Source organism: Streptomyces sp. NPDC019890, assembly GCF_044903445.1.
GTDB lineage: Bacteria > Actinomycetota > Actinomycetes > Streptomycetales > Streptomycetaceae > Streptomyces.
Window position 1 is genome coordinate 495,457 of sequence record NZ_JBJDQK010000005.1, and the last position, 413, is coordinate 495,869.

The following is a 413-nucleotide window of genomic DNA, read 5'->3' on the forward strand; positions in this document are numbered from 1 at the left end:
GGGCCATCGAACTGGATTCCCAAATCGCCTGGGCCATTGCTAGCCGCGGCGAAACCCACCGCCTCATGGGCCGCTACAACGATGCCCTGGCTGACTTCGACCGCGCCATCGAACTCGACCCCGATTGCGCCTGGGCCATTGGTAGCCGCGGGCAGACCCACCAGGTTCTGGAACACTTCGAGGATGCCCTGGCTGACTTCGACCGGGCCATCGAACTGGATTCCCAAATCGCCTGGGCCATTGCTAGCCGCGGCGAAACCCACCGCCTCATGGGCCGCTACAACGATGCCCTGGCTGACCTCGACCGCGCCATCGAACTCGACCCCCATGCCGACTGGTTCCGTGTCAGCAGGGGTGAGACCCACCGGCGCATGGGCCGCTTCGAGGATGCCCTGGCTGACTTCGACCGCGCC

1 protein-coding gene is annotated in these 413 nt (G+C 65.6%); it reads left to right on the forward strand.

Translation table 11 applies throughout. From position 1 onward, the window contains the following. Positions 1 to 413 (forward strand): tetratricopeptide repeat protein (locus ACI2LP_RS17300; RefSeq protein ID WP_404725348.1); only part of this gene is annotated, 413 nt, incomplete at both ends.